We start from the raw sequence: 24326 nt of genomic DNA on the forward strand, positions 1-24326 counted from the left end.
AGCCATCTTGCTGGCTCAATTCATTGGGTTGCCGGGCGCCAAGATACGGTCTGGCACAGGGCTGGCAAGGCGCGCTAATGATCCAGCATGACCGATTTGATGCCGCCACCCGCCTACCTTGCCTTCGATCCCGCCGGCCGTCGCCTGCGGCTCGACCCGCACGAGCCGGCCTTCTTCCTGAACCCGTACGAGGCCTATGCCTTCCTGCATGGCGCCGCGAACGTCTTCTTCTGGGAGGACTACGGCTTCTGGTGCTTTGGCGGCTTCGACGACGTCAACCGGCTCTTGCGCGACCGCCGCTTCGGCCGCCAGAATCCGGCCGGCATTCCCGACAGCCGTGGCGTCGGCCAGGACCGTTCGCATCTCGCCGCCTTCGACGGCATCGAGGCCAATTCGATGCTGGAATTGGAGCCGCCGGTGCACACCAGGCTGCGGACCCTGGTCAACCGCGCATTCGTCTCGCGCCAGGTCGAACGGCTGCGGCCGCGCGTCGAAGCGCTGGCCAACGAGCTGATCGACCGCTTCGAGCCCAACGGCGTCGACCTCTTGCCCGCCTTCGCCTCGCCGCTGCCGATCACCATCATCGCCGAAATGCTCGGCGTGCCGGTGGCGATGGCGCCGCAGCTGCTCGACTGGTCGCACCAGATCGTCGCCATGTACATGCATGGCCGCACGCGCGAGACCGAGGAGACCGCGAACCGCGCCGCGCGCGACTTTTCCGATTTCCTGCGCGGCTACGTCACCGAGCGGCGCAAGCAGCCGGGCGACGACCTGCTGTCGCTGCTGATCGCGGCGCAAGAAGATGGCCAGAGACTGTCCGAGGACGAGCTGGTGTCTTCAGCCATTCTGCTGCTCAATGCCGGCCACGAAGCGACCGTGCACCAGACCGGCAACGCGGTGCGCTCGATCCTGGCCCAGGGCGGCGACCCCAGCCGTTTCTTCACCACGCCGGAGGCGACCGCTGCGACGGTCGAGGAATGCCTGCGCTTCGACGCGCCGCTGCATATGTTCCTGCGCTATGCCTACGAGGAAATCGAGGTCCAGCCCGGCATCGTGCTCAAGCGCGGCGACAAGATCGCGCTGCTGCTCGGCATGGCCAACCGCGACCCCTCCGCCTTCGCCGCGCCGCAAGCATTCAATCCAGGCCGCGCCGACCAGAAGAACGTCTCCTTCGGCGCCGGCATCCATTTCTGCATCGGCGCGCCGCTGGCCAGGCTCGAGCTGCAGGTCTCGCTGAAGACCCTGTTCGAGCGCCGGCCAAAGCTCCGCCTCGCCGAAGAGCCGCGCTTCCGCGACAGCTATCATTTCCATGGGCTGGAACGGCTCGCGGTGGCCTTCTGACAGGCGACGAACGGATATCGGGACAATGAGATTCGCCTTCCTGCAGGAACCGCCCTTCTGCTTCACCGACGCATCGGGCGCCTTGCGCGGTTGCGACGCGGTGCTGGCGGAGAAGGTTTGCGAGACATTGGGGCTGGACGGGTTTTCGGCCATCGAGGCGGAGTTCGCCGAACTGTTGCCGGGACTGGTCGAGGACCGGTGGGACATGACCACGGGGCTGTTCATCTCGGACGAGCGCAAGAAGCTGGTCGATTTCACCCGGCCGATCTGGATGCTGGCGGACGGCCTTTTGGTCGCCAAGGGCAATCCGCGCGGTTTCGCAGGCTATCGCTCGGTCGCCATGGATCAGACCGGCATGATCGGTGTCATATCAGGCCAGATCCAGCACCCGACGGCGCTGCGCAACGGCATCCCGGCCGAGCGGATCAGGACCTTCGGCACCCAGGCAGAAGCCGCCGAGGCCGTCGCCGCCGGAGTAGTGCATGCCTATGCCAGCGTCGCCATGGCGCATCGCGGCTACCTGGCCAGACGGCCCAACGCGTCGCTTGCCGTCATCGATGTTCCGGCCGAGGAAAGGCAGCCGGCGGCCGGCGCCTTCGCGCTCGCCAAAGGCAATGCGTCCCTGCGCCAGCGCATCGATACCTGCCTAGACGAGTTGCTCGGCGGCTCCTGGCACCGGCATATGATGCGCGAGTACGGATTTTCCGACAGCGATGTCGACCGCCTGCTCTGATCCGGCGGCTGGCAGAGGTCAGAGCTTGATCACATATTCCTTGCGGTCATTTCAAGCATTCCGGTTGCCCCCTGAGGCTGCATCTTAGAGGACCTGCGCGTATTCCCGGCGAAGTAGCCAGGCCGGCGCCGCCTACAGGATTCTTGGCGCTTTATATGTTCCCCAAGATGCTAAGTACGAACAGGATCGTGGAGGCCAACATGACGATGGTCGCTGCCGGAAAGAATACTACCGCCAGCCAAAATCTCTTTGGGTGCATTTCTCGCAAGTAAACCCTACCACGCGCCGGGTAGATTCCTGCCCTAACGGCCGGCAATACAACATATATACAAAAATTTAAAAGCCACACGTTCGCGAGCACACAGGCAATGACGATCACTATTTTGTATATATCGATATCTGAGTGCATGGTAATCCCCAATAGGCGCTAGTTCTCCCTGCTACTGTTCTTGGAGATCATTAAAGCTTGATCACATATTCCTTGCGGGTCGTCTCGAGCACTTCCCAGGTCCCCTTGAAACCTGGCCGCAGCACGAAGCTGTCGCCGGCCCTGACGGTGCGCGCCTCGCCGCCGTCCTCGGAGATCACCGAGACGCCGGACAGGACGTGGCAGAACTCCCACTCGTCATAGACGATGCGCCACTTGCCAGGCGTCGATTCCCAGATGCCGGCATAAAGGCCGCCGTCCCGCTCCTCGACATTCCAGGTGCGGAACTTCGGATCGCCCGAAATCAGCCGGTCCGGAGCCGGCGCGCCGGCCTCCGGCTCGGCGCTTGCGACATCGACGGAGAGAAAGTTCGGCGCCGCCATCAGACCTTGTCCAGCGCCTGTTCGAGGTCGGCGACGATGTCGTTGACGTCCTCGATGCCGACCGAAAGGCGGACCGTGTCCGGCCCGGCGCCGGCCTTGATCTTCTGCTCGTCGGAAAGCTGGCGGTGCGTGGTCGAGGCCGGATGGATGACCAGCGACTTGGTATCGCCGACATTGGCGAGATGCGAGAACAGCTCCAGCGCCTCGACGAATTTGACGCCCGCCGCGTAACCGCCCTTGAGACCGAAGGTGAACACCGCGCCGGCGCCCTGCGGCGAATATTTCTTCTGCAGGGCGTTGTTCTTGTCGCCGGGCAGGCTGGGATAGCTCACCCACGCGACCTTGGGATGGTTCGATAGCCAGCCGGCGACGCTCGCCGCGTTGTCGCAATGGCGCTGCATCCTGAGCGGCAGCGTCTCCAGTCCGGTCAGGATCAGGAAGGCGTTGAAGGGCGAGATCGCCGGGCCGATGTCGCGCAGGCCGAGGACGCGCGCGGCAATCGCAAAGGCGAAATTGCCGAAGGTCTCGTGCAGCACGATGCCGCCATATTCGGGGCGCGGTTCCGACAGCATCGGGTATTTGCCAGACTTCGACCAGTCGAAGGTGCCGCCGTCGACGATGGCGCCGCCGATCGAATTGCCGTGACCGCCGATGAACTTGGTCAGCGAATGGACGACGATGTCGGCGCCGTGCTCGATCGGCCGCACCAGGTAGGGCGAGGCCAGCGTGTTGTCGACGATCAGCGGCAGGCCGTGCTTGCGGGCGATGTCGCCGATCTTCTCGATGTCGACGAAGATGCCGCGCGGATTGGCAAGGCTCTCGATGAAGATCGCCTTGGTCCTGTCGTCGATCTGGCTTTCGAAGGTCGAGACATCGTTGGTGTCGGCCCAGCGAACCTCCCAGCCATAATTCTTGAAGGCGTGGCCGAACTGGTTGATCGAGCCGCCGTAAAGCCTTGTCGCGGCGACGAAATTGTCGCCCGGCTGCATCAGATTGTGAAACACCAGTATCTGCGCGGCGTGGCCGGATGCGACCGCCAGCGCCGCCGTGCCGCCCTCGAGCGCCGCGACGCGCTCCTCGAGCACGGCCTGCGTCGGGTTCATGATGCGGGTATAGATGTTGCCGAAGGCCTTCAAGCCGAACAGCGAGGCGGCATGGTCGGCGTCATCGAAAACATAGGAGGTGGTCTGATAGATCGGGGTCGCCCGGGCGCCCGTCGCCGGATCGGGCTTGGCGCCGGCGTGAATGGCAAGCGTGTTGAAACCGGGCGTGCGCGTCATCGAAAACTCCCTCAGAACCTGCTCAAGAAATCGCGGGGCATTCTTGGCGAAGGCCGGCCATGAATGCAAAGAAGAATATACCTTTCGGCGTGCGATCTGCGACGAACGCCCAAGAAAATCCAATTCTTCCCGGAATAAATTTGCGCCGCGGCAGCCGGGCTATTTTTGCCTTACGCCGAAGCTCTGGAAGCCTTGCCGCATCAGCGGCTTCTTCGACGACAGCACACCGGAATTGACGCCGGTCCAGCCGATCTCGCCCGACAGCTTGCCGTATTCGATCTTCGGGCAGCGGTTCATCACCACCTTCATGCCGGCAGCCTCGGCGCGGGCGGCCGCCTCGTCATTGCGCACGCCAAGCTGCATCCAGACCACTTTCGGCAAGGGATCGAGCCGCAGAATCTGATCGAGGATACCCGGCACCGCGACTGAGCCACGAAAGATGTCGACCATGTCGACCGGCTGCGGCACGTCGGCGAGGCTTGCGTAGACGGTACGGCCGAGAATCTCCTTGCCGGCATGACCAGGATTGATCGGAAACACCGAGAACCCCTTGGCCAGCAGGTACTTCAGCACGAAAAAACTCGGCCGAACGTCGTTGGGCGACGCGCCGACCATGGCGACGGTCTTCACCGAGTTGAGGATGCCGGCGATATAGGTGTTGTCGTAGCTGTCGTGGTTCATGCCTCGTCCTCATACAGCGCTTCGGCGAGAAAACCATCCGGATCGCCGCAGAAATCGCGCATCATGCGAAAGTGGTCGGTGTCGCGAAAATCGACCAGGTCGAGCCCGAAGCGACTGATGCGGAACAGGCGCGCGCCGGGACAGGCCATCAGCAGCGGCGAGTGCGTCGCCATGATCACCTGCGCGGTGCCGGACAGGTCCATTCGCCTCAGCAGCTTGAGCAGTTCGATCTGGCGTGTCGGCGACAGCGCGCTTTCCGGCTCGTCCAGGATGTAGATGCCTTGCCGACGACAGCGCTCCTCGAAGAAGCGGATGAAACCTTCGCCGTGCGACCACGAGAGAAAATCGGGCGGCGCACCGCCAGAGTCCAGCGCCGCCTGATCGAGGTAACGAGCGACGGAGTAGAAGGACTCTGCCCGGAAGAACCAGCCGGCTGTGACCTTCGGCAGCCAGTGGCCGCGCAAGGCGTTGGCCAATGCTGTCCCGCTCTTGTCGATGGCAGCCGAATGATCGACCGGCCTGTAACCCTTGCCGCCGCCGGCCTCGTCATAGCCGGCCAGCGCGCCGATGGCTTCGAGCAGCGTCGATTTGCCGGTGCCGTTCTCGCCGACGATGATGGTGATCGGCGTGGTGAATTCGAACTCGAACGCGCGGCTGGCGAAGATCGGCAGGTTCCAGGGATATTGTTCCCAGTCCTCGACGCGCGCCGGCTCGAGCAGGATGCGCTTGAGATAAGGCGACTTCAGCCGCGTCAGTTGCTTGCGAGGCGCCACGGGCAGCGTCAGCCCGGCAGCGAGATCGAGCCGTCTTCCGCGATCGGAAAGGCCGGATTGTGCGCGACTTCCCAGACATGGCCGTCGGCATCGGCGAAATAGCCGTACCAGCCGCCCCAGAAGGCGCGGCCGGCCGGCTTGACGATCTTGCCGCCGGCCTTCTCGGCCATGGCGAGGACTTGGTCGACTTCGGCGTCGGAGCGGGTGTTGTAGGCGAGATAGACGGCCGACGGCGCTTTTGCTAAGCTGACGCCGGAATCCTCCTCGGCACTTTCGCGCGGGAACAGGCCGAGAATGGCTCCACCCATCTGGAAGAAGGCGACGCCCTCGGTGATCCCTTGATGGCGGGTCAGGCCCATGCCCTCGTAGAAGCGCGTCGCGCGATCGAGATCGTCGGTGGCGACGGTGATGATGGAGATACGCGGTTCCATTCGGATCTTCCTCTTTCCGGGCGCCCTACTCGTCCTTCCATTCCGGCTTGCGCTTGCCGACGAAAGCTCCGATGCCTTCCTCCGCGTCGCGCGCCAACATGTTCTCGACCATCACCCGGCCGGTGTACACATAGGCGTCGGCCAGTCCCATCTCGGCCTGAGCGTAGAACGCCTCCTTGCCGGTCTTGACCACCAAAGATGATTTCGAAGCAATGGTTTGCGCGTATTTGCTGACAACCTGATTCAGGTATTCGCGCGGCACGATGCGGTTGATGAGGCCGAATTCCCTGGCGGTGGCCGCGTCGATCGTCTCGCCGGTCAGCAGCATTTCCATGGCCTGCTTGCGCGAGACATTGCGCGACAGCGCCACCATCGGCGTCGAGCAGAACAGGCCGATGTTGACGCCCGGCGTGCAGAAGGTCGCCTCGTGCGAGGCAATCGCAAGATCGCAGCTCGCGACCAATTGCAGCCCGGCGGCGGTGGCGAGGCCGTCGACCTCGGCGATGACCGGCCTGGGGTGGCGCACGATCGCCTGCATCAACTCGGCGCAAGCGGCAAATGTCTTCTCGAAGAAGGCCCGGCCGCGATCGGCATCGCTGCGATGGGCGCTCAGTTCCTTGAGATCGTGGCCGGCGCAGAACACCTTACCGGACGCCGCGAGAATGATGACGCGCACGGATTTGTCGGATTTCGCGCGATCGAGTTCGGCCATCAGCGCCGCCATCACCGCCAGCGACAAGGCATTGGCCGGCGGGCTGGCGAGCGTCAGGCGAAGAATGCCTTTGTCCAGGCTGGCGACAACAGGCCCCTCGGCGATTGCCGGCTTGATGGCGACGACTTCAGCCATGTTTTCAAACCTCTCCGCCCAATCCTTCTCGGCCTGCTGTGGCGCGCTTCACAGACCATGGAACAAAAGAACTAGCACGCTGCCGATTGAAGAAAAGCCGCTAGCCGTGTTTTCTCGGCCGCAACATTTGGTCCAGGCGCCCCCGCCTTGGGTGCCCTGCCCGTCCCGCACATAGGAAATCGCCGATGCCCGCTCAAAGCAATCTGAAGCCGGTGTTGACCGCCGCTGACGTCAACCGGCTGATGGAAAGCGTCTATCCGCAGCTCAACGACCAGTTTTCCTTCTATCAGGCGCTGGAGGTGTTTCCCGGCGGCTGCATCGTGCGGCTCAATGCCGACGAGCGGCATCTGCGTCCGGGCGGCACGGTGTCCGGTCCTTCCCTGTTCACGTTGGCCGACATCGGCGGCTATGTCTGCGTGCTATCGCATGCCGGGCCGGATGCGCTGTCGGTCACCACCAACCTCAACATCAACTTCGTGCGCAAGGCCGAGGCCGGTCCGATCGACGGCCATTGCCGCATCCTGAAGCTGGGAAAAAGCCTGATGGTGTTCGACATCGACATCGTCGCCGGGCCGGACGGACACACGGTAGCGCATGCCACGGGCACCTATTCGATCCCACCGAAACGCCCGAATGATGTGGTAAAATAATACCTTTTACCCAATTCATTGTTTTTGCTATATTTTCCACGCAAGGAGAGATTTCGGTCGCCTTGACGCGCTGATTACCCTCGCCTATAAGCCCTCGCGAAGCAGCGGCCCGCAACGGCCGCCGCTTTGTTATTGGCGACGGGCAAACGCGCCCCAGCTAATTCAAGCAACAAGAAACGCCTTTCCCTGTCCTTCGCGGGTAGGGAGGGTCCAACCGAGAGCAAGAACCATGGCTACCTTTTCGCAGAAGCCTGCGGATGTGGTGAAGAAGTGGGTGCTGATCGACGCCGAAGGTCTCGTCGTCGGCCGCCTCGCCACTGTCATCGCCAACCATCTGCGCGGCAAGCACAAGCCCACCTTCACCCCGCATGTCGACGACGGCGACAACGTCATCGTCATCAATGCCGACAAGGTGGTGTTCACCGGCAAGAAGTACACCGACAAGGTCTACTACTGGCACACCGGCCATCCCGGCGGCATCAAGGAGCGCACCGCGCGCCAGCTGCTCGAGGGCCGTTTCCCCGAGCGCGTCGTCGAGAAGGCCGTCGAGCGCATGATCCCGCGCGGCCCGCTTGGCCGTCGCCAGATGAAGAATCTCCGCGTCTATGCAGGCGCTGAACATCCGCATGTCGCCCAGCAGCCCGTCACGCTCGACGTGGCCAAGCTGAACTCCAAGAACAAGAGGGCTTCGTAATGGCTGAGCTTTCCTCGCTCGCAGAACTCGGGACTGCCGCTGCCGTCGCGCAGCCGGCCGCTCCCGTCCACGTCCAGAAGCTCGACAAGTCGGGCCGCGCCTATGCCACCGGCAAGCGCAAGAACGCCATCGCGCGCGTCTGGGTGAAGCCGGGCTCCGGCAAGATCGTCGTCAACGACAAGGAATTCGCGAGCTACTTCGCGCGTCCGGTGCTGCAGATGATCCTCAACCAGCCGATCATCGCCGCCAACCGGGCCGGCCAATACGACATCGTCGCCACCGTCATCGGCGGCGGCCTGTCCGGCCAGGCGGGCGCCGTTCGTCACGGCATCTCCAAGGCGCTGACCTACTACGAGCCGGCGCTGCGCGCCGTGCTCAAGAAGGGCGGCTTCCTGACCCGCGACAGCCGCGTCGTCGAGCGCAAGAAGTACGGCAAGGCGAAGGCCCGCCGCTCCTTCCAGTTCTCGAAGCGCTAAGCGCTACGAAATTTGGACAATCGAAAGGCCGCCTCCGGGCGGCCTTTTTGTTTTTGGGATGCTCAGCGACCGCGGCCGGCCGGCGTCTTTATGTAGTCGATGAATGCGCGCAGCGGCGCGGGCACCAGCCGTCGGCCGGGATAGTACAGGAAGGGTCCCGGGAAGCTCTGCCACCACGGCTCCAGCACAGGCTCCAGCGCGCCGCTCTCGAAATGCGGGCGCACCCAGTCCTCGAACAGCCAGAGAATGCCGACACCAGCGATCGCCGCATCGACAGCGAGATCGACGCCTCCACCGATGCTGACGACCAATGGCCCCGTGGGATCGACCCGCACCACCTCGCCGTCCCGCTCGAACTCCCAGGGCGTCATGACCCCGCTCGGGAACCGGCCGCGCACACAGGCATGGCCAAGCAGGTCGCGCGGGTGCTGCGGCCGGCCGTGCCGGTCAAGGTAGGACGGCGCAGCGGAGGTCGTGAAGCGCTGCACGCGGGGTCCGATCGGCACCGCGATCATGTCCTGCTCCAGCCGCTCGTCATAGCGGATTCCGGCGTCGCAGCCGGCCACCAGAAGATCGATGAAGTTCTCCTCGGCGATCACCTCCAGGCGAATGGCGGGATAGGCCGCGAGAAATCCCGGAACGATTTTGGGCAGCACCAGCCGCGAGGCGCTTATCGGCACGTCGAGACGCAACGTTCCGGCGGGCCGGTCGCGAAAGCCGTTCACCACATCGAGCGCAGCTTCTACCTCGCCCAATGCGGGGCCGAGTCGCGCCAGCAGGCTGGCACCAGCCTCGGTCAAAGCGACGCTGCGCGTGGTGCGGTTGAAGAGCCTCACACCGAGCTGGGTTTCCAGACGGCGGATCGCTTCGCTGAGCGCGGAGGCGCTGCCCGCCGTCGCGCGGGCTCCTTCGCGAAAACCGCCGGCGCGCGCCACCGCCATAAACGCCTGGAGATCGTTGAGATCCGCCGCCATTGTTCGTCATCCCGTACAACCTGTCCAGATTATAAGCGATTATCGAAACAACCGACAGCGCCTATCTGCCTCGTCGACAGCAAGGAGACACAGCATGTCCAGCATCCAAAAGTCCGGCACATTCACCCTCGGCAGCCACACCGTGAAACGCCTTGGCTACGGCGCCATGCAGCTTGCCGGCCCGCATGTGTTTGGTCCGCCCGGGGATCGCGATGCCGCACTGGCGGTGCTGCGCGAGGCGGTGTCATCGGGCGTGGACCATATCGACACATGCGACTATTACGGCCCGCACGTCACCAACCAGATTATTCGCGAGGCGCTGTCGCCTTACCCCAAGGACCTCGTCCTCGTCACCAAGATCGGCGCGCGGCGCGGCAGCGATGCGTCCTGGCTGCCGGCCAATTCGCCTACCGAACTTGAGCAGGCCGTGCATGACAACCTCAGGAATCTCGGACTTGAGGTGCTGGACGTCGTCAATCTGCGCATAATGTTCGGGATGGGGCCGACTGAGGGCTCGATCGAAGCGCAGCTGACAGCGCTTGCCGAGTTGCAGCGCAAGGGACTGGTGCGCCATATCGGCCTGAGCAACGTCACTCCCGCGCAGATCGAAGAGGGCCGCCGGATCTGCAAGATCGTCTGCGTGCAGAACCAGTACAATCTGGCGCACCGCGACGACGACGCGCTGATCGACCAACTGGCGCGGGAAGGCACCGCCTATGTGCCATTCTTCCCGCTCGGCGGCTTCAGCCCGCTGCAGTCTTCGACTTTGTCGAGGGTGGCGGAACGGCTCGGCGCGACGCCGATGCAGGTGGCGCTCGCCTGGCTGCTGCGACGCTCGCCGAACATTCTGCTGATCCCCGGCACGTCGTCGGTCGAGCATCTGCGGGAGAATCTTGCGGCGGCGGAGCTGGAGCTTTCGGCAGCGGTGCTGCAGGAGTTGGAAGGGGTAGCGAAGGCGGCCTAGGTCGGCGCTGTCACCCCGCCCGCGCCTGCGGCGCGACCTCCCCATCAAGGGGAGGTAGGGCGCCGCGCCATAACCTCAAAAGTTCGCTTAGCACTCATCGATTTCGCGGACGTCCAGCGACGGCGAGTTCGCACGGCTCTCTACCTCCCCTCGATGGGGAGGTCGGCGCAGCGCCGGGTGGGGTGAAGCGCCGACGCCTAGTTGATGCTCGCCGTATGCGCCGGCTCGGCCGGCCGCGCCTCATCTGCATAAGGCACGCGAAAACCGTTGGCGGCGAGCCAGCCGATCGCGGCCTTCGGTTCGTCGGTCTGGATGATGGTGGCGCCGCGTTCGGCCCAGAAGCCCCAGGTCTCGGCGGGAAGGCTTGCAGCCACCGCCAGCTCGTCGCCGCGGCCGCCCGAGAGGTAGCCGCCCGGCTTGTTGACGATGGCGTAGGTGTCGGCCCAGAGGTGCCAGCCGCCGCGCACGGCAGAAGCCCGCATGCGGTTGGTGAACAGCGGTCCGCCCGTCTCCGTCAACGTCTCGGCGCCGGCCCGCCAGTTGATCAGCTCGATCGCTCCCGGGGAAAAGACGCGGCCAACCTCCTCGGCGAAGGCGGCATCGCGCACAGCGTCGTCGGCGATGATCGGCATGAACTGGAAGCCGCCGCCGATAGCGTCGATCGCCGCCTTGACGGTGTCGATCCGCTGCTGGTTCCAGAGGTTCTCCTTGACGATGACCTGATCGGCCATGCCGAGATCGCGGGCAACCGCGATCATGCCGGGCAAGGCCTGAACGTCGAGCTTGTTGTCGAGGTTGATCAGGATCCGGTCCCTGGTCGCCATCAGCATTTCGCGCAGCGTCGAGACCGGCTCGCTGGTGATGGCGCCGGTGCCTTCCAGGACAAGCCTGCATCTCTTCAGTTCGGCGACAGTATGGTCGACCACCTCGCCCTTGCAGTTGGTGGTGCGGTCGAGCCAGCTGTCATGCATGACGACGAACTCGCCGTCCTTGGAGCGCCTGATGTCGACCTCGACGATCTCGGCGCCGAGCGCGATCGAGGCCTCGACCGCGGCGAGCGAATTCTCGGGGTAAAGCGTCTTGCCGGCCTGCATGCCGCCGGCGCGGTGCGCCGCCACCATCACATGGTCGCGCCACTGGTTGGCATGCTCGAAGCGGTCGAGGATCTGCCTGGCGCGCGTTTCGCCGGCCAAGGCGTGGCCGATCGAGACCGCGAGTGCCGCGGAAAGCAGAAGGCCTTGCCAGATGGTACGCATCAAGAATCGCTCCGTTCCGGATGGAACCCCGGTTAGGCGATGCGCATGACACGCCGGTGAACGAAGCCGGCTATGGGCTTGAACGGATTGGCTTCTCAGATCCGCTTGGCCAGCCGCCGGAACCAGGCCAGGGCCGGCATTTCGACGAAGCGCCAGGTGAACCAGGAGACAGCGATGGTGGCGACGAGCATGGTGAGAATAGCGGCAAAGCCGAGCCATGGCAGATCAGCGCCGAAGCCGGTCGCATGGTCGCCGCGCAGCACGATGTCGCCAAGCAGGTGAAGCCCGAACTTGCGCTCCACCAGCCCGCCAACATTGATCATGCGCGCCTGCACGAAGATGTGGACCATGTAGATGGAATAGGAGAGAGCGCCCAGCATCAGCATCGGCCGGGTGCGCAGGACGGCGCTGATCCAGCCGCCCTCATGCGCAAAGAGGTAGAGCGCCAGCGCAAACACCAGGGGAGCGGCGATGCCGGCATCGTTGTCTCCGGCCAGCGCGACGAAAACACCGATCACCGCGATCATCACCATCTCGGCCGCCGTCCAGGCGAGCCGCGCCCTGCCGTCGCCGGCAAGCGCCTGTCGCGCCTCTGCAATGGAATCGTGTTGAAACCATGCCAGCAGCGCGCCGAGCGAGAAGCCGTAGAGGCAGCGGATGAAGCCGAAGTCGAAGGACACGTCCATATGCGTGTGAGAGAAGGCAAGCAGGAAAAGCGGTGCGGTGACGGCAGCGGCCACAAGCCAGATCCAGCTGCGCCGGCCCGCCGTGAAGACAACGGCGGCAAACAGCAGATAGGCGAAGAATTCGGCCGAGATGCTCCAGCTCGGCGCGTTCCAACTCAGATGGTCCTCGACGCCCATGCCTTGCAGCAGGAAGAGATTGGCGACGAGGCTGTTCAGGTCGAAGCCGCCGGTGAAGGGCTCGGCACCCGTGCCGTGCAATTGCGGCAGCATGAGCCGCAGCTCCTCGAGGGCGGCGAAGGCGGCGAGCATCACCAGATGCAGCGGGTAGATGCGGCCGAAGCGGACAGGTGCGAAGCGGGCGAGCTCGACCGGCTCGCTGAGCCGGTTGCCATAGGAGCTGGCGATGACGAAGCCGGACAACACGAAGAAGAAATCGACGAACAGGTAGGAGCCGCCGACAAAGGCGCTTTGCGAGATCGTCGAGTTGGTCGGGAAATGGAACAGCGCCACCAGCAGCGCGCAGATGCCGCGCCAGGAATCGAGCACCAGGAACCGCTCGCCAGCCACGGTGCCGGTCCGGGTCGCCGCCGGCATATGCGCGGGGTTGAGAAAGGCGGTCTGCGTCATGATGATACAATCCTGTGTTGTCGTGGCACTCGCCGAGCGCCATTCCCGTTTCCCCACTCTGTGACTGGCATGTTGCGTGCCGGTTCTGTAGTTGTGGCAACCCGTTGAAAACCGAGGACCCGTAATGGCGAACCAGAACATCGACCATGCCTTCACCGCCCGCTCCAAGACGGGCGCGTCCTTCGAGCCGACCTATGCCGGCGCGCTGTCGTTCATGCGGCGCAGATACACGAAGGACGTGAGGGGCGCGGACGCGGTGGTGTGGGGCATTCCCTTCGATGCCGCCGTCACCAACCGGCCGGGCGCACGCTTCGGGCCGCAGGCGATCCGCCGCGCCTCGGCGATCCTCGACAACGACCCGCAGTACCCGTTCTCGCGCGACCTGTTCGAGCACCTCGCGGTTGTCGACTACGGCGACTGCCTGCTCGACAGCGGCAACCATCAGAAGACACCCGGCACGATCGAGCGCGAGGCGGCCAAGATCCTGAAATCAGGCGCCTTCCTGTTGTCGCTCGGCGGCGACCATTTCGTCACCTGGCCGCTGCTCAAGGCGCATGCCGCCATCCACGGACCGCTGGCGATGGTGCAGTTCGACGCCCATCAGGACACCTGGCCGGACGACGGCAAACGCATTGACCACGGCTCTTTCGTCGGACGCGCGGTGAAAGAAGGCATCATCGATCCCGATCGCTCGATCCAGATCGGCATCCGCACGCACGCCCCCGATACGTTCGGCATCAAGATCCTCTACGGTCACGAGGTCGAGGAGATGCGAGCGTCCGACATCGCCTATGCCATCGTCGACCGTACCGGCGGCAGGAAGACCTATCTCACCTTCGACATCGACTGCCTGGACCCGGCCTTTGCACCGGGCACGGGCACGCCGGTCGCCGGCGGCCCGTCCTCGGCGAAGATCCTGTCGACGCTGCGCCAACTCGGCCAGATCGACATTGTCGGCGCCGACGTGGTCGAGGTTGCGCCCGCTTACGATCATGCCGATATAACGGCGATCGCGGGCTCCATGGTGGCGATGCATTATCTGGGCCTGGTCGCCGAGCGAAAAGCCCGGCTCGAGGACCTAAACAACGGCAATACTGTTGCAGTCAATCACGCTCAGGGCATATAGCGCTGAAATCGCAGGGACTTTTCAAGGCAATGAAACCGAGAATCTTCATCGACGGCGAACACGGCACCACCGGCCTGCAGATCAGGGCGCTGCTGGCCGAGCGGGGCGACCTGGAGATCATTTCGATCCCCACCGAGCGCCGCAAGGAAACTGCGGCGCGAGCAGAGTTCCTCAATGCCTCCGATGTCGCGATCCTCTGCCTGCCGGACGCCGCCGCCAAGGAAAGCGTCTCGCTGATCGAGAACGACACCACCCGGGTAATCGACGCGTCGACCGCGCATCGCGTTGCCGCCGGCTGGGAATATGGTTTCGCCGAAATGGACAAGGACCAGGCAAAGAGGATCGCCGCGGCGAAGCGCGTCGCCAATCCCGGCTGCTGGCCGCAGGGGCCAATCGCGACGCTCAGGCCGCTGGTGTCGGCCGGATTGCTGCCCGCAGATTTCCCGATCACCGTCAACGGCATTTCCGGCTATTCAGGCGGCGGCCGGCCGATGATCGAGGACTATGTCGGCAAGGGCGAGGACGCGCCCGAATTCCTGCCCTACGGGCTGACCCTGCAGCACAAGCACGTGCCCGAGCTCAGGACCTATGCGAAGCTCTCGCATGACCCGATCATGCAACCGGCGGTCGGCAATTTCGCGCAAGGCATGATCACCGTGGTGCCGCTGCAACTCGGCTCGCTCGACCGCGTGCCGACTGGCGCCGAAATGCATGCAGCGCTGGCCGATCATTTCGCCTCGATCGAGGGCGGCGTGGTCGAGGTCGCGCCCTACACGCATCTGGAGCGTATCCCCGACGTCGATCCGGAAATCTACAACGGCACCAACAAGATGAAGGTCTACGTCTTTGCCAATGACGAGCGGGCGCAAGCGCTGCTTCTCGCCGTCTACGACAATCTCGGCAAGGGCGCGTCGGGCGCCGCCGTGCAGAACATGGACCTGATGCTCGGCCTCACCCCGTAAGCGAGCATGCCGGAATTTCCGAAGCGCTGGAAAGTCAGCGCGCCCGAACTCATTGCCGAAACCTTCTCCAGCCGCATCCCTTACGGAAACCACACCGGCGGTAGGGATAGACGTATCCCAGCCGCAACCAACGAGACGCCAACACCGACAAGGAGCACGTACCTGCGTTTCATAGGCGGCCGCGTCGGTAGCGGATAGGCGCCCTTGGTGCCGCGCCAATGCGCGGCGGCAAAGCCGAGCAGGATCAGCGCGAAACCCTGATGGGTCAGCGCCATGTGCAGCGGCACCTGCATCAACAGCGTGCCGATGCCGATCGAAGCCTGCACCAGGACGATCAGGAACAGCAGCGTCGCGCGGCGCGCATGGGTGGTTCCCGGCAGACGCCGGCGCGTCGCGATCATGTGCCAGAGCGCGACCGCAAAGACCATGTAGGCGCCGATGCGGTGGACGAACTGCACCGTCTTCGGGTTCTCGAAGAAGTTGCGCCAGGCGGGCTCGAGCAGAAGCAGATCGCCTGGAACGAGCCTGCCGTCCATCATCGGCCAGGTGTTGTAGCTCAAACCGGCGTCCAACCCGGCGACCAACCCGCCGAGATAGATCTGCACCAGCGCCAGCAGCACGATGACGCCGGCAAGCCGCTGCGTCGAGCGATCGGCGGCGGGCTCGGAATTCGGCGCCAGCCCCCGCGCCACTACCATAGTCGCGGTGAAGATCAGCGCCGCCAGCGTGAGATGCGTGGCCAACCGGTATTGGCTGACCGAGACGCGGTCGACCAGGCCGGACGCGACCATCCACCAGCCGATGGCGCCCTGCAGGCCGCCGAGCAGCAGGATGCCGACGAGCTTCGGCCCAAGGCCGCGCTCAATACGGCGCGTCGCCCAGAAGAGCAGCAGCGGCAGGGCAAAGACGAGGCCGACGCTGCGCGCCAGGATGCGGTGCACCCACTCCCACCAAAAGATCGACTTGAACGCCGCGATGCTCATGCCCTTGTTGAGCTCGGCATATTGCGGGATCTGCTGGTAGCGCTGGAACTCCTCCTGCCACTCGGCGTCGTTCAGCGGCGGGATGACACCGTGGATCGGCTGCCATTCGGTGATCGACAAGCCGGATTCGGTAAGCCTGGTGGCGCCGCCGACCAGCACCAGGGCGAACAGCACGAGAAGCACGAAATATAGCCAGCCGCGCACCTGCGCCCGGTTGCGCAGGTCGCGATCGCGGGCGGCATAGGGTGCGGCAGCAGTGATGGCGGCCATGGTTGTGTTCCGGCAATTGAGGTCGCGGGATTGGTGGACCAAGGCCGCCCCGGTGGCAAGGCCGGGCAGCGCGGCACGCCGTCGCGCCGCCAATGACGGGTTGCGTGCACCCTGCGATCGGCCTAAGCGATAGCCGTCAAAGAGATCGCGACATGCCCATTCGCCTCAAAAAGCTGATCGGAACCGTGCTGCTCGTTGCGCTGGTCGTCATCTACGCGCTGGTGGCGTCGATCGTGGCGGTTGCCCAACTGTCGGAATCGAGTCCGCTGGTGCATCTCCTGTTCTTCCTGTTGAGCGGCCTGCTGTGGGTGCTGCCGGCGATGGGCATCATCAAGTGGCTGATCATCGAACCGCGGCCCAAAGGCTGAAGTCCGGCGCCTGCGAAGGCGCAAACGGGCGCGCGCCGATCGCTACTTTCCACAAGTGTTGATGCTCCGGACCGGCCATCCGCGACGGTGACATGAAGTTGACCGCGGCGGTGGCACCGGCGCATGAAGTCCAGCATTCCTTGCGACTCCCAGGACCAGGATCATCGCGCCGCTCCACCTTCCCGCTTGACGTACACATATCTCAATGGTTATACGTCAATCAATAGCCACCGGGTTATCGATCCCATGACGAATGCCCACGACGCACTGTTCAGGACACTTGCCGATCCGACCCGGCGCGCCATCTTCGAACGACTGTGCCAGCAAGGAGAGCAGACCGTGGGCGCCCTTACTGCCCAGTCCGGGGTTTCGCAGCCCGCCGTGTCGAAGCATCTCGGCGTCCTGAGGCAGGCAGGGCTGGTGCGCGACCGCCATGAAGGACGGCAGACCCACTATAGCGCGCAGCTCGGCGCGCTTGCTCCCCTGATGGATTGGACACGCCAGATGGCCGGCTTCTGGGAGAGCCGGTTCGACGACCTCGAGAATCTGCTCAAAAGAATGGACCAATGACCAATATTGCGACCGAAACCCGCTCCGTCGTCGTCGAGCGGGAGATACCTTATCCGCCGGAAAAGATCTGGCGCGCGCTGACGCAACCGCATCTGATCGAGGAGTGGCTGATGAAGAACAACTTCAAGCCGGTCGTGGACCATCGTTTCAGTGTCAGCGCGGACTGGGGCGGCGTCGACTGCCAGGTCCAGACAGTCGAGCCCAACAAGACGCTGTCCTACAGCTGGGATACCAAGGATCTCGAGAGCGTGGTCACCTGGACGCTCACCCCTACGAGCACGGGAACCCATTTACGCATGGAGCAGACGGGCTTCCGGCCGGATCAGCAACCCTACTACCGGGGCGCAACCGTCGGCTGGCCGAGGTACCTTGCAGCGCTGGAGCAGGTGCTGGCGCGGATGGACTGAAGTCTGCCGGCAGTTCAAGTCAAGCCCACGTTCACCACGCGCTATGCCGCGCACGATGCCAATGGAGGAAACAGAATGAAGATCAAGCTGACCAAAGTGTATGTGGACGACCAGGAAAAGGCCCTTGCCTTCTACACCGACGTTCTCGGCTTCACCAAGAAGGCCGATTTCAGCAACGGGCCGTTTCGCTGGCTGACCGTCGCCTCGTCCGACGAGCCGGAGGGCACCGAGCTGCAGCTGGCGCTGAACGACAATCCCGCGGCCAAGTCCTACCAGCAGGCCATGTTCAAGCAGGGCCAGCCCGCCGTCATGTTCTTCACCGACGACATCGAGGGCGACCACGAGCGCCTCAAGGCGCGAGGCGCCGCCTTCGCCATGGCGCCGACCGCGGTCACCGGCTCGACCATTGCGCAACTGAACGACAGCTGCGGCAACCTGGTCCAGATCACCCAGCTGGCGCGCTGGTAGCGCGGGCTTTTCCGCTCATTTCTCAGAGGAGGTCGTATTGAACCTTAGCCAGTGGATTCGGCAAATTCACCGTTGGCTGTCGATCGTCTTTACGGTGACCGTCATCGCCAACTTCGTCGCCATGGCATTGGGGGAGCCGCCCGCCTGGGTGGTATACTCGCCGCTCTTGCCGCTCTTCCTGCTGCTGTTTTCCGGCCTCTATATGTTCGTGCTGCCCTACACCGGCAAGTCGCGTAGCGAGCAGCGCGTGGGCGGATAGGGGCGGATGGCGAAGACGCGCGGACAATCGAACGCCAAGCGGGCCGGCACAGAGCCGGTCCTGCTTTCAGGCGGCAACCCGCAGATCGCCAAGGGCTATGGCGACGCCCCGGTGCAGGCCTATATTGCCGCCATGCCGGGCTGGCAGCGCGATGTCGGCCGCCGTCTCGATGCGCTCATCGCGCGCGCCGTCCCCGGCGTCGAGAAGGCGGTCAAATGGAACTCGCCGCTTTACGGGGTCGAGGGCCAAGGTTGGTTCCTCGGCGTTCATTGCTTCGCGAAATACGTCAAGGTCGCCTTCTTCCGCGGCACGTCGCTCAGCCCGCTGCCTCCAGGCGAGTCCCGGACCAAGGAAACGCGCTACCTCGACATTCGCGAGGACGATCAGGTCGATGAAGCCCAGGTCGCCGAATGGGTGAAGCAGGCCAGCCGATTGCCCGGCGAACGGATGTGACCGGACGATGGGTACGTGGCGCAACAACAACACGAAGGGAGTGACAGCCAACCATGAACAATAGCGCATCGCCGGAAAGCAAGTCTCCTTCGCAGCTGATAGACGCCAGGATCGAGGAGTTGGGCGACTGGAGGGGCCGGATGCTCAGCCAGCTCCGCGGCCTGATCAGGGAGGCCGATCCCGACGTCGTCGAGGAGTGGAAATGGAGAGGCGTTCCCGTTTGGGAGGACGCCGGCATGATCTGCACGGGCGAGACCTACAAGGCCGTGGTCAAGCTGACCTTCGCCAAGGGGGCTGCCCTGGAGGATCCCTCCGGCCTCTTCAACTCCAGCCTGGACGGCAACACCAGGCGCGCCATCGATTTCCACGAGGGCGATGCGATAAACGCCGAGGCTCTGAAGGCACTTGTTCGCGCGGCTGTGAGCCTGAACAAGTCCAAGGCCAGGAAATAGTCCGCGGGATCGACCGGCGGCGGCCAAGGTCTGTTGAGATTCAGGTCAGGCCGAGTCGAAAACGGTGATTTCCGAGAACCGGAGCGGAGCGTGCGCAAGAAAGCGCGGGCATGCGCTGGCCTCACCTGAATATCGACAGACCTAGATCGTCACCACCATTTTGCCGGCATTGGCGAGCGGCGTCGTCACGCCCGACAACATGGTGCGGATATGGGCGACGCTCTGGTAGCGGCCATTGACCGAGATGCGCGGCAGGGCATGCAGGAAGCCGGCATGCTCGGCGCGCAGCACGCCGTGGCGCGTCGTCACCGCCGAGATATAGCCGGCATCGCGGGCAAAGCCCACTTCGCGGCAGCCGACTGCGCTGACATAGCCATAGGGATAGGCAAGATGGCGCGGCTCCTGACCGAGCTTCTCCAGCAATATGCGCCGGACATCGCCGATCTCATGCCGCGCGTCGGCCTCCGAAAGCCGTTTCAGGTTGAGATGGTTGACGGTGTGAGCGCCGATCGTCACCAGCCCGTGCCCGGACATGGCCCGGATCTCGTCCCAGCTCATCAGCGTGCTCGGGCGCTTTGTCGCCAGATCGATGCCGTTCACGCGCGCAAATTCGCGCAGCGTCGCTCGCTGGTCTTCCTCGCGCACCTCCACCGTCAGCCAGCCATGCAGGCGAGCGTTGGCCTGGAGTTTCCTCCCGCGGGTCGAGCAATCGATCGTCACCGCGCCGTCTAGGGTCGGCAGCGTCAGCCGGTCGCGCGCGTTGACGATATCCTCGATCACGTCCCACCAGAGGTCGGCGGCGCCGTCGATCAGGCCGGGCGCGACATAGATGGTGATGGGTGCGCCGTGCTTTTCCAGCACCGGCAACGCTTCGGTCATGTTGTCGCGGTAGGCGTCGTCGGCGGTGATGGTGGCGAACTGGCCGCCCTTGCCGCCGCACGCGACGCGTTCGATCGCCTCGTCCAGCGAGACGAAGGCGTAGCCTTCGGCCTTCATGTCGGCGATGAGGGCATCGAGGAAGCCGGGCGCAATGTTCAGGTGACGGTTGACGCCGTTCGGCTTCTCCGGCGTCGCGGTGACCCGGTGCAGCATCAGAATGGCGCCGATGCCGCCGACAAACGGCTTCGCCAGTGGCGCAAGGCCGGTGTAGCGGGCGAGGTTCAGCGCCAGTTTCCGGATTGCCTCGCCCCCGTCGATCATTCCTTCACCTTTTGCGCCTAGGCTCATCCAAGCACGGAACGCGCCCACGCGTACCCCCTGACTGGGACCAATACGCCTTAAGGATTGAGGTATGGTTGACGCTAGCGCGTCATTTGACGGCAATCGGCTGGCCGCGAGCGAGACGTCGCCACGCACCTCGCCGGTCGGTCAGGCCGGCCTGTCGGTTACCGTCGGCGACGCTGCGGCGCTTGCAACTTATGCGGGATTCTGCGGTTCTGCGCTGTTTGCGCCGGCGCAAAGTGACGGCTGGATCCGCAACTGGGCGCGAGCGGTTCATCCCGACATTGTCGTCGCGGCACTCCATATGGAAGACGAGCCGGTGCTTGCGCTGGCCCTTGAAGTCGTTCGTCGTGGACCATTCCGCGTCGCCCGCTTCATGGGCGGCCGCCATGCCAACGGCAATTTCGCCGCCGTCGCACCGGGCTGGCTGCCAATGGCCAACGCCGCGGCGATGCGTTCGATGCTGGCGGGCATCGCCAGGGCACGGCCCGACATCGACCTGATCTCGCTGGAGCGGCTGCTGCCCGACCTTGACGGCGCCGCCAATCCGCTCGCCGCCCTGCCCCATTTTCCGAGCCCGAATCTATCGCTCGGCGTCGATCTCGACGGCGGCTTCGACGCCTTGCTGGCGCGCGCCAGCGGCAAGCGCAAGCGCAAGAAGCACCGTTCGCAGACGCGCAAATTCGAGGCGGTCGGTGTCTTCCGCCGCATCGAGGCGCGCACGCGCGAGGATGTGGACAGGCTGCTCGATGCCTTCCTCGAAATGAAGGAGGTCCGCTTCCGCAAGATGGGCATCGCCAATGTCTTCGGCGAGCCGGAAGTTCGTGCCTTCTTTCGCGCCTTGTTCAGCGAAGCGCTGGCCGAAACAAAACCATCCTTCGTGCTGCACGGGCTTGAGGTCGCCGGCAAGTTGCGCGCCGTCACCGGATCGAGCCTGTCGGGCAAGCGCCTGATCTGCGAGTTCGGGGCGATCGCCGAGGATGATCTCGCCTTCACCAGCCCCGGCGACTTCCTGTTCTTCGACAACATCCAGGAAGCCTGCGAAACGGGCTTCGCCGTCTATGACTTCTCGGTCGGCGACGAGCCCTATAAGCGGCTCTGGTGCGATGTCGAGACGCAGCATTTCGAGGTGATGGCGCCGTTGACGCTGAAAGGCCGCGCGCTGGCGCTGGCGATGCGGCAGGGCGCACGGATAAAGGCCTTCATCAAGAACAGCCCGCTCATCTGGAAGCTGACCAAGATGCTGCGCCGCAAGGCCGCCGGACAGGCGGCCCCTGCGAGCGAGGACGACAGCTAGCCATATAGAAGCGCTGGGATCGTGGAGCTCTGCGCCGGCGGGCGGCCGGAGCAGATCCCTGTCTTATGCCGCCGTGCGCCGTCCCGGGACCGGCGTTCCCGGCGACTCGTGGCCGAGCGGCGTCACCAAGGTAAGCTCGGGATAGCCGTTCTCGATCAGCTTGACCGCGGCCTGTGTCACCTCGTCGTCCGCCTCCAGCATCGAGAGGAAGACCTCTGTCGCCTCGCCCGCCAGCCGGCTGATGCCTTGCGCGTCGGCCGGGCCGCATTCGACCACGACAAGGTCGTAGGCGGTGGTCAGCGACTGCATGATGATCGGCAGCCGGTCGGCGGCGCGCATGGCGCGGGCAGGATCGGCGGTGCCGACCGGGACCACGTGGCAGTCCGAGTAGAGATCGGCGTGGATGACGTCGCTGAACTGCGCCTCGGAGGCAAGCAGATCGGTGATCCCCGGGAAAAGCGCGCTGTCCAGCATTGGTCGCGAGGCGGCGCCCGAAGCGGTGAGGTCGAGCAGCAGCACGCGCAGGCCGGCGTCCGAGACCTCGCGCGCCACCAGCACGGCCGAAGCGGCGGCCTCGTCGCCTTCCGGCGACACGAATATGGCCCGCGCGGCACCCGAGGCGATCAGCTTCTCCGCCGCCTTCTCGATGTCGATCTCGCCCAGCGCCGAGGGTTTCGGCGCGGCGCTTTCGTCCAGTGCGTCCGCTGCGGTGGCGGCCTCCGGCTGAACCTCTCGATCAGCCAGGCGATCCCTGGCCAGCCCGGCATCGACAAGTGCCGGCTCGACGCGGGCAACCGGCATCTCGACCTGCTCGATTCGCCCGAAGCGGGCGCCGGCGGCCGGGCGCATGGCGCGGCCCGAGAACAATTCCCCAAGAAGCGTCGCGATCGCCATCAGAAGCAGCGAGGCGACGAAGGCGGCGCCGACGATCGGCACGATCTTCGGGAAATACGGCTCCGACGGCGTCACGGCGCGCGAGAAGATGCGCGCATCGACCGGCAGATAGTTACGGTCGCTGCGCGAGGACGCCTCGCGATAGCGGGTCATGTAGGATTCGAGCAGCTGGCGCTGGGCGTTGGCGTCGCGCTGCAGCGCGTCGAGCTCGACCTGCTGCTCGCCGGCGCGCGCCGATGCGGCCTTCAGCGTGTTGACGTCGCCGAGGAGCTGGTTCTCGCGCGCCTGGGCCGTCTGCGCCTGAGTCGCCAGGCCCTTCATGATCTTTTGCGCCTCGTTGCGAATCTGGCCGTCGAGATCGGCAAGCTGCGATTTCAGGGCGCGGATGCGGGGATGATTGTCGAGCAAGGTGGTGGAGAGGTCGGCGATGTTGGCCCGAAGCTCGACCTGCCGCTCGCGCAGGCGCTGGATCAGGTCGGAGTTCAGCACTTCCGGCACCGCGTCCAGCGAACCGCCGCTTTGCAGCGCCTTGCGCACGCTGTCGGCGGTCGCCTCGGCGGCGGCGCGATTGGCGCGCACCCGCGACAGTTCGGTGGACAGTTCGGAAAGCTGCTGGGTGGCCAGCACCGCATTGTTGCCGCCCATCAGCAGATCCGATTGGGCGCGGAAGTCGGCGACCTTGGCCTCGGCATCCTTGACCCGCTTCGACAGGTCGGCGATCTCAGGCGCCAGCCAGTCGGTGGCGGCGGCGTTCGATTCCAGCTTGGCGTTGCCCTGGACGGAAATGTAGGTGTCGGCGATGGCGTTCGGAATGTCGGCGGCGAGCCGAGGATCCTCAGAAGAAAACTCGATGACGATAACGCGAGATTTTTCAACGCTGTACACGTTGAGCTTCTCGCGCATCTTCTTCAGCACGCGCTCTTCCGGCGGGATTTCGTTGGGGTCGCTTTTCAGCCCGACGATGACCAACAGCCGGCTGAGCGCCGACATCTTGGCCGCCTCGTCGAACTCGGGCAGCCGCGACAGGTTGAGCTTGGCGGCCACCTGCTTGAGGATGTCTGTCGAGGCGATGACCTCGACCTGGCTGGCCACGCCCTGCTCATCGAGAATCGGCTTCTCGCTGTCGTTGCTGGTGCCGTCAGGCCGGGTGAAGACCGATTCGCGGGTTTCGATCAGCAGCTTCGTCTCAGCCTTATAGTGCGGCGTGGCGAGCCAGGCGAAAGCGAAGGCCAGACCGGTGACGGCGAGCGCAACGACCAGGATGCGCAGCCAGTTCCTCGCCAGACTGGCGAAGAGCTGCCTGAGATCGACATCGACGTCTGCGGCCGCGGACTGAACGGACATGCATCCTGCTCCGAACTTTGAGTCTAGGA

At 64.5% G+C, this 24326-nt stretch carries 28 protein-coding genes; 16 read left to right on the forward strand and 12 right to left on the reverse strand.

Going from position 1 to position 24326, the window contains the following annotated elements; all coding sequences use genetic code 11:
- Window positions 1-87 precede the first annotated feature (87 nt).
- Both EN738_RS01245 and EN738_RS01250 read left to right on the forward strand, forming a co-directional pair.
- Window positions 88-1341 (forward strand): cytochrome P450, encoded by a 1254-nt coding sequence (locus tag EN738_RS01245; protein WP_127282122.1) that lies wholly within the window; start codon window positions 88-90, stop codon window positions 1339-1341.
- A 25-nt stretch (window positions 1342-1366) separates the two neighbouring features.
- A complete protein-coding gene (locus EN738_RS01250) occupies window positions 1367-2074 on the forward strand; it encodes a transporter substrate-binding domain-containing protein (RefSeq protein ID WP_127282123.1) in 708 nt (235 codons plus the stop codon).
- A 459-nt stretch (window positions 2075-2533) separates the two neighbouring features.
- Here the strand turns inward: EN738_RS01250 and EN738_RS01255 are convergent, their stop codons facing one another.
- The 6 genes from EN738_RS01255 to EN738_RS01280 form a co-directional block, all read right to left on the reverse strand.
- Window positions 2534-2884 (reverse strand): cupin domain-containing protein, encoded by a 351-nt coding sequence (locus EN738_RS01255; RefSeq protein WP_127282124.1) that lies wholly within the window; start codon window positions 2882-2884, stop codon window positions 2534-2536.
- On the reverse strand, window positions 2884-4164 hold the full coding sequence (locus tag EN738_RS01260) for an O-acetylhomoserine aminocarboxypropyltransferase (protein ID WP_127282125.1): 1281 nt from the start codon (window positions 4162-4164) through the stop codon (window positions 2884-2886). Before EN738_RS01260 ends, EN738_RS01255 begins: the two co-directional genes overlap by 1 nt.
- A 159-nt stretch (window positions 4165-4323) precedes the next feature.
- A complete protein-coding gene (locus EN738_RS01265; protein ID WP_127282126.1) occupies window positions 4324-4845 on the reverse strand; it encodes a CoA-binding protein in 522 nt (173 codons plus the stop codon).
- Window positions 4842-5618: an AAA family ATPase gene (locus EN738_RS01270; protein WP_127282127.1), complete on the reverse strand. Its 777-nt coding sequence runs from the start codon at window positions 5616-5618 to the stop codon at window positions 4842-4844. The genes EN738_RS01265 and EN738_RS01270 overlap by 4 nt, the downstream gene beginning before the upstream one ends.
- A gap of 8 nt (window positions 5619-5626) precedes the next feature.
- Window positions 5627-6049 carry a VOC family protein gene (locus EN738_RS01275; RefSeq protein WP_127282128.1) on the reverse strand — a complete coding sequence of 141 codons (423 nt, stop codon included), beginning with the start codon at window positions 6047-6049 and terminating at the stop codon, window positions 5627-5629.
- A gap of 25 nt (window positions 6050-6074) precedes the next feature.
- The gene (locus EN738_RS01280) at window positions 6075-6896 is read right to left on the reverse strand and encodes an enoyl-CoA hydratase (protein WP_127282129.1); all 822 of its coding nucleotides are present in this window, start codon (window positions 6894-6896) and stop codon (window positions 6075-6077) included.
- Between the two features lie 185 nt (window positions 6897-7081).
- On the opposite strand from EN738_RS01280, the gene EN738_RS01285 reads away from it, so the two are divergent.
- From EN738_RS01285 to rpsI, 3 genes are all read left to right on the forward strand, one after another.
- Window positions 7082-7546, forward strand: a complete 465-nt coding sequence (locus tag EN738_RS01285; RefSeq protein ID WP_127282130.1) for a PaaI family thioesterase — start codon at window positions 7082-7084, stop codon at window positions 7544-7546.
- Between the two features lie 229 nt (window positions 7547-7775).
- Window positions 7776-8240 carry a 50S ribosomal protein L13 gene (rplM, locus tag EN738_RS01290; RefSeq protein ID WP_126054907.1) on the forward strand — a complete coding sequence of 155 codons (465 nt, stop codon included), beginning with the start codon at window positions 7776-7778 and terminating at the stop codon, window positions 8238-8240.
- Window positions 8240-8716: a 30S ribosomal protein S9 gene (rpsI, locus tag EN738_RS01295; RefSeq protein ID WP_126054908.1), complete on the forward strand. Its 477-nt coding sequence runs from the start codon at window positions 8240-8242 to the stop codon at window positions 8714-8716. Before rplM ends, rpsI begins: the two co-directional genes overlap by 1 nt.
- Before the next feature lie 62 nt (window positions 8717-8778).
- Here the strand turns inward: rpsI and EN738_RS01300 are convergent, their stop codons facing one another.
- A complete protein-coding gene (locus EN738_RS01300) occupies window positions 8779-9690 on the reverse strand; it encodes a LysR family transcriptional regulator (RefSeq protein ID WP_127282131.1) in 912 nt (303 codons plus the stop codon).
- A gap of 94 nt (window positions 9691-9784) precedes the next feature.
- On the opposite strand from EN738_RS01300, the gene EN738_RS01305 reads away from it, so the two are divergent.
- The gene (locus tag EN738_RS01305) at window positions 9785-10654 is read left to right on the forward strand and encodes an aldo/keto reductase family oxidoreductase (protein WP_127282132.1); all 870 of its coding nucleotides are present in this window, start codon (window positions 9785-9787) and stop codon (window positions 10652-10654) included.
- Window positions 10655-10851: 197 nt separating this feature from the next.
- Here EN738_RS01305 and EN738_RS01310 read toward each other — a convergent pair whose 3' ends face one another.
- Entirely contained in the window at window positions 10852-11910 is a 1059-nt protein-coding gene (locus EN738_RS01310; protein WP_127282133.1) for a glycerophosphodiester phosphodiesterase family protein, read from the reverse strand.
- A 95-nt stretch (window positions 11911-12005) separates the two neighbouring features.
- Window positions 12006-13223 (reverse strand): acyltransferase, encoded by a 1218-nt coding sequence (locus tag EN738_RS01315; protein ID WP_127282134.1) that lies wholly within the window; start codon window positions 13221-13223, stop codon window positions 12006-12008.
- Window positions 13224-13347: 124 nt separating this feature from the next.
- On the opposite strand from EN738_RS01315, the gene speB reads away from it, so the two are divergent.
- Window positions 13348-14349 carry an agmatinase gene (gene speB, locus EN738_RS01320; protein ID WP_127282135.1) on the forward strand — a complete coding sequence of 334 codons (1002 nt, stop codon included), beginning with the start codon at window positions 13348-13350 and terminating at the stop codon, window positions 14347-14349.
- Window positions 14350-14378: 29 nt separating this feature from the next.
- Window positions 14379-15311 carry an N-acetyl-gamma-glutamyl-phosphate reductase gene (gene argC, locus EN738_RS01325; protein WP_127282136.1) on the forward strand — a complete coding sequence of 311 codons (933 nt, stop codon included), beginning with the start codon at window positions 14379-14381 and terminating at the stop codon, window positions 15309-15311.
- A gap of 80 nt (window positions 15312-15391) precedes the next feature.
- Here argC and EN738_RS01335 read toward each other — a convergent pair whose 3' ends face one another.
- Window positions 15392-16564, reverse strand: coding sequence for a COX15/CtaA family protein (locus tag EN738_RS01335; RefSeq protein ID WP_245494298.1), 1173 nt, complete (start codon window positions 16562-16564; stop codon window positions 15392-15394).
- 152 nt (window positions 16565-16716) lie between these two features.
- Between EN738_RS01335 and EN738_RS01340 the strand changes: the two genes are divergently transcribed.
- The 7 genes from EN738_RS01340 to EN738_RS01370 all read left to right on the forward strand — a co-directional run bounded on the left by EN738_RS01340 (window position 16717) and on the right by EN738_RS01370 (window position 19541).
- Window positions 16717-16932 (forward strand): DUF2842 domain-containing protein, encoded by a 216-nt coding sequence (locus tag EN738_RS01340; protein WP_126054916.1) that lies wholly within the window; start codon window positions 16717-16719, stop codon window positions 16930-16932.
- Between the two features lie 246 nt (window positions 16933-17178).
- Window positions 17179-17502, forward strand: coding sequence for a metalloregulator ArsR/SmtB family transcription factor (locus EN738_RS01345; RefSeq protein ID WP_127282158.1), 324 nt, complete (start codon window positions 17179-17181; stop codon window positions 17500-17502).
- Window positions 17499-17909: an SRPBCC domain-containing protein gene (locus EN738_RS01350; protein ID WP_127282138.1), complete on the forward strand. Its 411-nt coding sequence runs from the start codon at window positions 17499-17501 to the stop codon at window positions 17907-17909. Before EN738_RS01345 ends, EN738_RS01350 begins: the two co-directional genes overlap by 4 nt.
- A gap of 75 nt (window positions 17910-17984) precedes the next feature.
- On the forward strand, window positions 17985-18377 hold the full coding sequence (locus tag EN738_RS01355) for a VOC family protein (protein WP_127282139.1): 393 nt from the start codon (window positions 17985-17987) through the stop codon (window positions 18375-18377).
- 37 nt (window positions 18378-18414) lie between these two features.
- Window positions 18415-18636: a hypothetical protein gene (locus EN738_RS01360; RefSeq protein WP_127282140.1), complete on the forward strand. Its 222-nt coding sequence runs from the start codon at window positions 18415-18417 to the stop codon at window positions 18634-18636.
- Between the two features lie 6 nt (window positions 18637-18642).
- Window positions 18643-19089 (forward strand): DUF1801 domain-containing protein, encoded by a 447-nt coding sequence (locus EN738_RS01365; protein WP_127282141.1) that lies wholly within the window; start codon window positions 18643-18645, stop codon window positions 19087-19089.
- Window positions 19090-19142: 53 nt separating this feature from the next.
- Window positions 19143-19541: a DUF1801 domain-containing protein gene (locus tag EN738_RS01370; RefSeq protein WP_127282142.1), complete on the forward strand. Its 399-nt coding sequence runs from the start codon at window positions 19143-19145 to the stop codon at window positions 19539-19541.
- 141 nt (window positions 19542-19682) lie between these two features.
- Here EN738_RS01370 and EN738_RS01375 read toward each other — a convergent pair whose 3' ends face one another.
- The gene (locus EN738_RS01375) at window positions 19683-20741 is read right to left on the reverse strand and encodes a polysaccharide deacetylase family protein (RefSeq protein ID WP_127282143.1); all 1059 of its coding nucleotides are present in this window, start codon (window positions 20739-20741) and stop codon (window positions 19683-19685) included.
- 91 nt (window positions 20742-20832) lie between these two features.
- On the opposite strand from EN738_RS01375, the gene EN738_RS01380 reads away from it, so the two are divergent.
- Window positions 20833-22059, forward strand: coding sequence for a GNAT family N-acetyltransferase (locus EN738_RS01380; protein ID WP_127282144.1), 1227 nt, complete (start codon window positions 20833-20835; stop codon window positions 22057-22059).
- Between the two features lie 63 nt (window positions 22060-22122).
- Here the strand turns inward: EN738_RS01380 and EN738_RS01385 are convergent, their stop codons facing one another.
- Window positions 22123-24297 carry an exopolysaccharide transport family protein gene (locus tag EN738_RS01385; protein ID WP_127282145.1) on the reverse strand — a complete coding sequence of 725 codons (2175 nt, stop codon included), beginning with the start codon at window positions 24295-24297 and terminating at the stop codon, window positions 22123-22125.
- Window positions 24298-24326: the final 29 nt, after the last annotated feature.

The sequence above is a fragment of the Mesorhizobium sp. M4B.F.Ca.ET.017.02.2.1 genome (assembly GCF_003998955.1).
In the GTDB taxonomy this organism is placed as follows: domain Bacteria; phylum Pseudomonadota; class Alphaproteobacteria; order Rhizobiales; family Rhizobiaceae; genus Mesorhizobium; species Mesorhizobium abyssinicae.

Coding starts and splice junctions, on each gene's coding strand:
- EN738_RS01355 (WP_127282139.1), top strand. CDS start 17,985: ATGAAGATCAAGCTGACCAAAGTGTATGTGGACGACCAGGAAAAGGCC.
- EN738_RS01305 (WP_127282132.1), top strand. CDS start 9,785: ATGTCCAGCATCCAAAAGTCCGGCACATTCACCCTCGGCAGCCACACC.
- EN738_RS01285 (WP_127282130.1), top strand. CDS start 7,082: ATGCCCGCTCAAAGCAATCTGAAGCCGGTGTTGACCGCCGCTGACGTC.
- EN738_RS01340 (WP_126054916.1), top strand. CDS start 16,717: ATGCCCATTCGCCTCAAAAAGCTGATCGGAACCGTGCTGCTCGTTGCG.
- rpsI (WP_126054908.1), top strand. CDS start 8,240: ATGGCTGAGCTTTCCTCGCTCGCAGAACTCGGGACTGCCGCTGCCGTC.
- EN738_RS01375 (WP_127282143.1), bottom strand. CDS start 20,741: ATGATCGACGGGGGCGAGGCAATCCGGAAACTGGCGCTGAACCTCGCC.
- EN738_RS01275 (WP_127282128.1), bottom strand. CDS start 6,049: ATGGAACCGCGTATCTCCATCATCACCGTCGCCACCGACGATCTCGAT.
- EN738_RS01280 (WP_127282129.1), bottom strand. CDS start 6,896: ATGGCTGAAGTCGTCGCCATCAAGCCGGCAATCGCCGAGGGGCCTGTT.
- rplM (WP_126054907.1), top strand. CDS start 7,776: ATGGCTACCTTTTCGCAGAAGCCTGCGGATGTGGTGAAGAAGTGGGTG.
- EN738_RS01380 (WP_127282144.1), top strand. CDS start 20,833: ATGGTTGACGCTAGCGCGTCATTTGACGGCAATCGGCTGGCCGCGAGC.
- EN738_RS01345 (WP_127282158.1), top strand. CDS start 17,179: ATGACGAATGCCCACGACGCACTGTTCAGGACACTTGCCGATCCGACC.
- EN738_RS01310 (WP_127282133.1), bottom strand. CDS start 11,910: ATGCGTACCATCTGGCAAGGCCTTCTGCTTTCCGCGGCACTCGCGGTC.
- EN738_RS01260 (WP_127282125.1), bottom strand. CDS start 4,164: ATGACGCGCACGCCCGGTTTCAACACGCTTGCCATTCACGCCGGCGCC.
- EN738_RS01250 (WP_127282123.1), top strand. CDS start 1,367: ATGAGATTCGCCTTCCTGCAGGAACCGCCCTTCTGCTTCACCGACGCA.
- EN738_RS01315 (WP_127282134.1), bottom strand. CDS start 13,223: ATGACGCAGACCGCCTTTCTCAACCCCGCGCATATGCCGGCGGCGACC.
- EN738_RS01265 (WP_127282126.1), bottom strand. CDS start 4,845: ATGAACCACGACAGCTACGACAACACCTATATCGCCGGCATCCTCAAC.
- EN738_RS01370 (WP_127282142.1), top strand. CDS start 19,143: ATGAACAATAGCGCATCGCCGGAAAGCAAGTCTCCTTCGCAGCTGATA.
- EN738_RS01255 (WP_127282124.1), bottom strand. CDS start 2,884: ATGGCGGCGCCGAACTTTCTCTCCGTCGATGTCGCAAGCGCCGAGCCG.
- EN738_RS01385 (WP_127282145.1), bottom strand. CDS start 24,297: ATGTCCGTTCAGTCCGCGGCCGCAGACGTCGATGTCGATCTCAGGCAG.
- EN738_RS01300 (WP_127282131.1), bottom strand. CDS start 9,690: ATGGCGGCGGATCTCAACGATCTCCAGGCGTTTATGGCGGTGGCGCGC.
- EN738_RS01365 (WP_127282141.1), top strand. CDS start 18,643: ATGGCGAAGACGCGCGGACAATCGAACGCCAAGCGGGCCGGCACAGAG.
- argC (WP_127282136.1), top strand. CDS start 14,379: ATGAAACCGAGAATCTTCATCGACGGCGAACACGGCACCACCGGCCTG.
- speB (WP_127282135.1), top strand. CDS start 13,348: ATGGCGAACCAGAACATCGACCATGCCTTCACCGCCCGCTCCAAGACG.
- EN738_RS01335 (WP_245494298.1), bottom strand. CDS start 16,564: ATGGCCGCCATCACTGCTGCCGCACCCTATGCCGCCCGCGATCGCGAC.
- EN738_RS01350 (WP_127282138.1), top strand. CDS start 17,499: ATGACCAATATTGCGACCGAAACCCGCTCCGTCGTCGTCGAGCGGGAG.
- EN738_RS01245 (WP_127282122.1), top strand. CDS start 88: ATGACCGATTTGATGCCGCCACCCGCCTACCTTGCCTTCGATCCCGCC.